This window comes from Castellaniella sp. (assembly GCF_049671645.1).
Taxonomy (GTDB): Bacteria; Pseudomonadota; Gammaproteobacteria; order Burkholderiales; family Burkholderiaceae_B; genus Castellaniella.
Genome location: NZ_JBATVG010000008.1, coordinates 149,303 through 155,617 on the forward strand (window position 1 = coordinate 149,303; position 6,315 = coordinate 155,617).

The following is a 6,315-nucleotide window of genomic DNA, read 5'->3' on the forward strand; positions in this document are numbered from 1 at the left end:
CCCACGGAGCCCGCATGCACGTCCCCGTCGACCACGTCCACGAGACCTTTTCCAACTTGCAGACGCGCATCGTCGACGCCCTTGAAGACCTGGAAGGCGCCCGCTTCGGCCGCGACCCCTGGACCCGCCCCGAAGGCGGCGGCGGCCTGACCCGCTACTGCGAGAACGGCACGGTGTTCGAGCGCGCCGGGGTGCTGTTCAGCCACGTGCGCGGCCACACCCTGCCTCCATCGGCCAGCGCCCACCGTCCGGAGCTGGCCGGCCGCAGCTGGGAGGCCATGGGCGTCTCCATGGTGCTGCACCCCCGCAATCCCTACGTCCCCACGACGCACATGAACGTGCGCCTGTTCGTCGCCCACGGCAGCGGCGAGGAACAGGATGTCTTCTGGTTCGGCGGCGGGCTGGACCTGACCCCCTACTATCCCTTCGAGGACGACGCCCGCCATTTCCATCAGGTCTGCCACGATGCCGTGGCCCCCTTCGGCGCCGACAAATACCCGCGCTACAAGGCCTGGTGCGACGACTATTTCCTGTTGCGCCACCGCCAGGAAACCCGGGGGGTGGGCGGCCTGTTCTTCGACGATCTGAACACCCCGGATTTCGCCGCCTGCTTCGCCCTGACCCAATCCGTCGGCAACTGTTTCATCCCCGCCTACGTGCCCATCGTCCAGGCCCGCTGCCAGATCCCGTATGGCGATCGGGAACGCGGCTTCCAGGCTTACCGTCGCGGGCGCTACGTCGAATTCAACCTGGTCTACGATCGCGGCACCCTGTTCGGCCTGCAGTCGGGGGGACGCACCGAATCCATCCTGCTGTCCATGCCGCCCATCGCGCAATGGCGCTACGACTGGACGCCGGAACCCGGTTCGGCCGAAGCCGCCCTGGCCGACTACCTGAAACCCCGCGCATGGCTGTAATACCCCAGGTCGGCCTGCTCGGCGGCAGTTTCGACCCGGTCCACCGGGCGCACATCGCCCTGGCCCGGGCAGCCTGCCAGACCCTGTCGCTGGCCTACGTCGAGCTCCTGCCCGCGGGCCGCCCCTGGCAGCGCGGCCAGTTGGGCGCGGCGCCCGAACACCGGCTGGCCATGCTGCGGCTGGCCTGCGGCGACGACCCGCGGTTGCGCATCAACCCCATCGAACTGCAGCGTCCCGGCGCCACCTATACCATCGACACCCTGGCGGCTCTCCCCCGCACCGCCCGCTACACCTGGATTCTGGGGGCCGACCAATTGGCCAATTTCTGCACCTGGCACCGCTGGCGCGACATCCTCCAACACGTCCGCCTGGCCGTGGCGCAACGCCCGGGCACTTCGCCGACCCCGCCCGCCGAACTGGCGCTGGCGCTGGCGCCCGATGGCCTGGTTCGCATTCCCTTTCCCCCCCTGGACGTCTCCGCCTCGACCATTCGCCAGGAACTGATCCAGGGACGCCTGCCCGAATCGCAACTCGACCCGCTGGTGCTGGGTTACATTCGTACTCACCAGCTCTATCAACGTCCGGCTCTTTCCCCGGACAGTTCCCGAACGCCATGAATCTGCAAAAACAGCAACGCCTCGTCATCGACGCCCTGGAAGACACCAAGGCCCAGGACATCAAGGTCTTCAACACCACGGGCCTGACCGGCCTGTTCGACCGCGTCATCATCGCCAGCGGCACGTCCAACCGCCAAACGCGCGCCATCGCCAGCCACGTGGCCGAACAGGCCAAGAAACAGGGCCTGGAAGTCGTGGCCTTCGAAGGCCAGGACACCGGCGAATGGGTGCTGATCGATCTGGGCGACATCGTCGTGCACTGCATGCAGCCAGCCATCCGCAGCTACTACAACCTGGAGGAAATCTGGGGCGCCAAGCCGGTGCGCGTCAGGCTGCTGCCTACCGGGCCTGCTCAGGCCTCGGACTTCGACGACGACCTCCCCGAGGCATGAAACTGCGCATCTACGCCGTAGGTACCCGCATGCCGGCCTGGGTGCAGGACGCCTGGCAGGACTACGTCAAACGCATGCCGCGCGACTGCGCCATCGAACTGCACGAGATCCGGCCGGAACCCCGCACCCATGGAAAGACCGCCGCCCAACTGATGCAAGCCGAGGCTCAGCGCATCGAATCCGCCTTGCACGAACCCGCCTGGCGGGTCATGCTGGACGAACACGGGCGCGACGTCAGCACCCGCGACCTGGCGCATCACCTGGAGGACTGGCGGGCCGGCGGCCAGGACGTCGCCCTCGTCATCGGCGGGCCGGACGGCCTGGATCCCGCGCTGAAACAAACCGCCCGCCAGACGCTGCGCCTGTCTTCGCTGACACTGCCGCACCCCATGGTCCGCATCCTGCTGGCCGAACAGCTCTACCGCGCCTGGAGCATCCTGTCCGGGCATCCCTACCACCGCGATTAAGGATCCGCCATGACCGCCCGCCGCCGCACCAAGATCGTCGCCACGCTGGGGCCGTCGACCTCCAGTCCGGAACGCATCGAGGCCCTGATCCAGGCCGGCCTGGACGTGGCCCGGCTGAATTTCTCGCACGGTTCGGCGGACGACCACCGGGAACGCGTCCGATTGGTGCGCGCCATCGCGGACCGGCTGGACCGCCACGTCGCCATCATGGGCGACCTCCAGGGTCCCAAGATCCGCATCGCCCGCTTTCTCGACGGCGCCATCGAACTGCGCGCGGGCGACCCGTTCACCCTGTCCATCCGGCACCCGCTGGACGCCGGCACGGCGGCCATTGTCGGCATCGAGTACCCCCCGCTGGTGCAGGACTGCGCCCCCGGCGACGAACTGTTGCTGGATGACGGCCGCGTCATCCTGCAGGTCACGTCCGTCGACGAGACGGCCGTCCACACCGTGGTCGTGGTGGGCGGCGCCCTGTCCAACAACAAGGGGATCAACCGGCGCGGCGGCGGCATCTCGGCGCCCAGCCTGACGGACAAGGACCGCCAGGACATCCTCCTGGCCGCCGAGCTGGAACTGGACTACGTGGCAGTATCCTTCCCCCGCTCCGGGGCCGACATGGAACAGGCCCGGCGCCTGGTGCGGGAAACCGGCAGCACCGCCTGGATCATCGCCAAGATCGAACGCGCCGAGGCCGTCGCCGACGACGCGGCCCTGGACGACCTGATCCGGGCCAGCGACGGCGTCATGGTCGCCCGGGGGGACCTGGGCGTGGAAATCGGCGACGCCCGCCTGGCCGGCATCCAGAAACGGATCATCCAGCATGCGCGCACCCTGAACAAGCTGGTCATCACGGCTACCCAGATGATGGAATCCATGATCTCCAGCCCGATCCCGACGCGCGCGGAAGTGTCGGACGTGGCCAATGCCGTGCTGGACTACACCGACGCCGTCATGCTGTCGGCGGAATCGGCATCCGGGCACTATCCGGTCGAGGCCGTCCAGGCCATGGCCCGCATCTGCCTGGGGGCCGAACAGGAACCGACCAGCATCAAGTCTCACCACCGCCTGGGGGAAACCTTCTCGCGCTGCGACGAAACCATCGCGCTGGCCAGCATGTACGCGGCCAACCACTTTCCGGGCATCAAGGCCATCATCAGCCTGACCGAAAGCGGCCACACGCCGCTGATCATGTCCCGGATCCGCTCCGGGGTGCCTATCTACTGCTATACCCGCCACGTGGCGACCCAGCGCCGGGCCGCCCTGTTCCGGGGGGTCTACACCGTGCCCTTCGATGCGGCGGCGCTGCCGCCCTCCGAGGTCAGCGAAGCCGCCATCGACGTCCTGCGCCAGCGCGGCCTGCTGCAGGCCGGCGACTGGATCATCCTGACCAAAGGCGATTTCTACAGCAACAGCGGCGGCACCAACGGCCTGAAGATCCTGCGCGTCGCCTGATGATTCCCGCCTTCATCCTGTTGGCTTCGGCCAGCCCGCGCCGACACGAAATCCTGGACCAATTGGGCATTGCCCACGGCATCCTGCGCGTGCCCGCGCCCGAAGGCGAAGACGAACCCCGCCTGCCGGGCGAGGCCGCGGCGGACTACGTCCGGCGCACGGCCCAGGACAAGGCGCGCCAGGCGGTGGCCTGGCTGGCCGGCGGCGGGCATCCCGCCGACATCCCCTCCGCCTGGCCCGGAGACTGGATGCAGGCCCCCATCCTGTGCGCCGACACCACCGTCATCCTGGACGGCGACGTGCTGGGCAAACCGGTCGATGCAGCTGACGCCGCCGCCATGCTGCGCCGTTTATCGGGCCGCACGCACCAGGTGCACACCGCCGTCGCGCTGGCCTCGGGCGGCCGCCTGCTGGAAGCCTGCCAGATCAGCCTGGTCAGCTTCCAGGAACTGTCCGACACCGAGATCCAGCAGTATTGCGCCAGCGGCGAGCCTTTCGGCAAAGCAGGCAGCTACGCCATCCAGGGCCGCGCCGCCGCCTTCATCACGCACTTGTCGGGCAGCCACAGCGGCGTCATGGGCCTGCCCGCTCATGAAACCACGCAGCTGCTGCGACAGGCCGGGACCTCCCGCTAGGCGCATCCCGGGGCCCCCGACAGGCCTCACCGTCAAGCCTCGGGTTATCCCTCGATTTCCAGCTGCATCCTTGACCTGCCCGGTCTCGTCTCCTAGCATGTGCTGACAACTTGCTGAACATCGCAAGCTCCGGTGATGGCCGTGGCTGCATGCAGGGCCATCGTTGCAAACATCTTGCCTTCCAAAGAGGTATTGCACATGGTTGACCCAGCTGTCAGTCCCGCCGCATCCGGCCAGACCGCCTCTGAAATCCGCAGCGGCAATCTGCCCCCCGTCACATACCGCGACCTGCCCGAACCCCTGCCCCTCAAGAAAGTCATCGGCCCCAGCGTCCTGCTGCTGGCGGGCTCGATCGGGTCCGGTGAATTCGTCCTGTGGCCGTACATTTCGACCCAGACCGGCCTGGCATTGGTCTGGCTGGCCACCATCGGCATTCTGACCCAGTATTTCCTGAACATGGAAATCACCCGCTATACCCTGGCAACGGGCGAAACCGCGGTCACCGGCTTCACTCGCCTGTGGAAGCCCTGGAGCTGGCTGTTCATCATCATGGCGGTGATTCCCTGGATGTGGCCGGGCTGGGCCACCGGAAGCTCCACGGCGCTGACCTACGCCTTCGGCCTGTCCCAAGGCGCGGTCATTCCGATCACCATCGCTTCCCTGGTCCTGATCGGCATCATCCTGACGGTCTCCCCGGTGGTCTACAAGACGGTCGAGAAAATCCAGTTCTTCCTGGTGGCCCTGATCGTGATCTTCATGATCTACATTATCTTCGGGCTGCTGACCGGCGAATCCTGGTCCGCGCTGGTGTCCGGCTTCACCACTGAAGTCCCCCAGATCCCCGAGGCCATCGGCAAACTGCCCATCGCATTGCTGCTGGGGGCCATCGCCTTCGCCGGCGCCGGCGGCGTCATGAACCTGGCTCAATCGAACTGGGTGCGCGACAAAGGCATGGGCATGGGGGCGCTGCTCCCCAAAATCGTCTCGCCCATCACTGGCGAGGAAACCACCGGCGCGGCCATCGGCCACTTCTTCCCCCAGGACGAAGCCAATATGAAGCGCTGGCGCGGCTGGTGGCGCGTCGCCGACCGTGAACAGTTTCTCACCTTCTTCGTGCTGGGCCTGCTCGCCATCCTGCTGTTCATGATGCTGGCCTACACCTACCTCGGGGTCGGCGGCGAGGCGAAGAATTTCGACTTCGTGCGCCTGCTGGGCGAAACCCTGAACGAAAAGGTCGGCAGCTGGGTCGGGCCGGCCTTCTGGTTCACCGGCGTCGTGGTGCTGCTGTCCACCAACCTGACCGTGCTGGACATGATCGGCCGCATCGTCGCCGACATTGCCAAGAACAACTGGCTACGCGACAGCAAGACCTGGTCGGAAAGCCGCCTGTACTTCCTGGTCGTCTGGCTGATGGTGGCATTCGGCTCGATCATCCTGCTGTCCGGCGTCAGCCAGCCGCTGCTGTTGCTGGTGATCGCCTCGGCGCTCAACGGCTTGGTGATGTTCGTGTATTCGGTCCTGCTGATTCAGTTGAACCGTTGCATGCTGCCCCGCGCCATCGGCCTGACCGGCGTGCGCTATGCGGCCATTCTGTGGGCCGTGGTGTTCTACGGCGGCTTCTCGATCTATCTGCTGATCGACCAGCTCGGGAAGCTGTTCTAGGGGTGGCGTCCAAGGCCGCCTGCTGCAGGCGGCCCGTGGGGGCCCACGGCGCGCGGTTGCGCAGCGGGCGATATCGTTGGTCTTGCTTTGGTTTTACCCAAGACAAAGCCCCTGCAGAGAGACTCTGCAGGGGCTTTGCGGTATAAAAGCCTGACGATGACCTACTTTCACAG

At 66.7% G+C, this 6,315-nt stretch carries 7 protein-coding genes; all 7 read left to right on the forward strand.

Annotated features, from left to right (window positions below; genetic code table 11):
- Positions 1–14: 14 nt before the first annotated feature.
- The 7 genes from hemF (at position 15) to WBG56_RS03090 (ending at position 6,142) form a co-directional block, all read left to right on the forward strand.
- The gene (gene hemF / locus WBG56_RS03060; RefSeq protein ID WP_424265114.1) at positions 15–917 is read left to right on the forward strand and encodes an oxygen-dependent coproporphyrinogen oxidase; all 903 of its coding nucleotides are present in this window, start codon (positions 15–17) and stop codon (positions 915–917) included.
- Positions 917–1,534 carry a nicotinate (nicotinamide) nucleotide adenylyltransferase gene (gene nadD / locus WBG56_RS03065; protein ID WP_424265145.1) on the forward strand — a complete coding sequence of 206 codons (618 nt, stop codon included), beginning with the start codon at positions 917–919 and terminating at the stop codon, positions 1,532–1,534. Before hemF ends, nadD begins: the two co-directional genes overlap by 1 nt.
- Positions 1,531–1,926 (forward strand): ribosome silencing factor, encoded by a 396-nt coding sequence (gene rsfS, locus WBG56_RS03070; RefSeq protein WP_424265116.1) that lies wholly within the window; start codon positions 1,531–1,533, stop codon positions 1,924–1,926. Before nadD ends, rsfS begins: the two co-directional genes overlap by 4 nt.
- Entirely contained in the window at positions 1,923–2,393 is a 471-nt protein-coding gene (rlmH, locus tag WBG56_RS03075) for a 23S rRNA (pseudouridine(1915)-N(3))-methyltransferase RlmH (protein ID WP_424265118.1), read from the forward strand. The genes rsfS and rlmH overlap by 4 nt, the downstream gene beginning before the upstream one ends.
- A 9-nt stretch (positions 2,394–2,402) precedes the next feature.
- Positions 2,403–3,845, forward strand: a complete 1,443-nt coding sequence (gene pyk / locus WBG56_RS03080; RefSeq protein WP_424265120.1) for a pyruvate kinase — start codon at positions 2,403–2,405, stop codon at positions 3,843–3,845.
- Positions 3,845–4,480, forward strand: coding sequence for a Maf family protein (locus WBG56_RS03085; RefSeq protein WP_424265122.1), 636 nt, complete (start codon positions 3,845–3,847; stop codon positions 4,478–4,480). Before pyk ends, WBG56_RS03085 begins: the two co-directional genes overlap by 1 nt.
- Before the next feature lie 198 nt (positions 4,481–4,678).
- The gene (locus tag WBG56_RS03090) at positions 4,679–6,142 is read left to right on the forward strand and encodes an Nramp family divalent metal transporter (RefSeq protein ID WP_424265124.1); all 1,464 of its coding nucleotides are present in this window, start codon (positions 4,679–4,681) and stop codon (positions 6,140–6,142) included.
- The last annotated feature ends 173 nt before the right edge of the window (positions 6,143–6,315 follow it).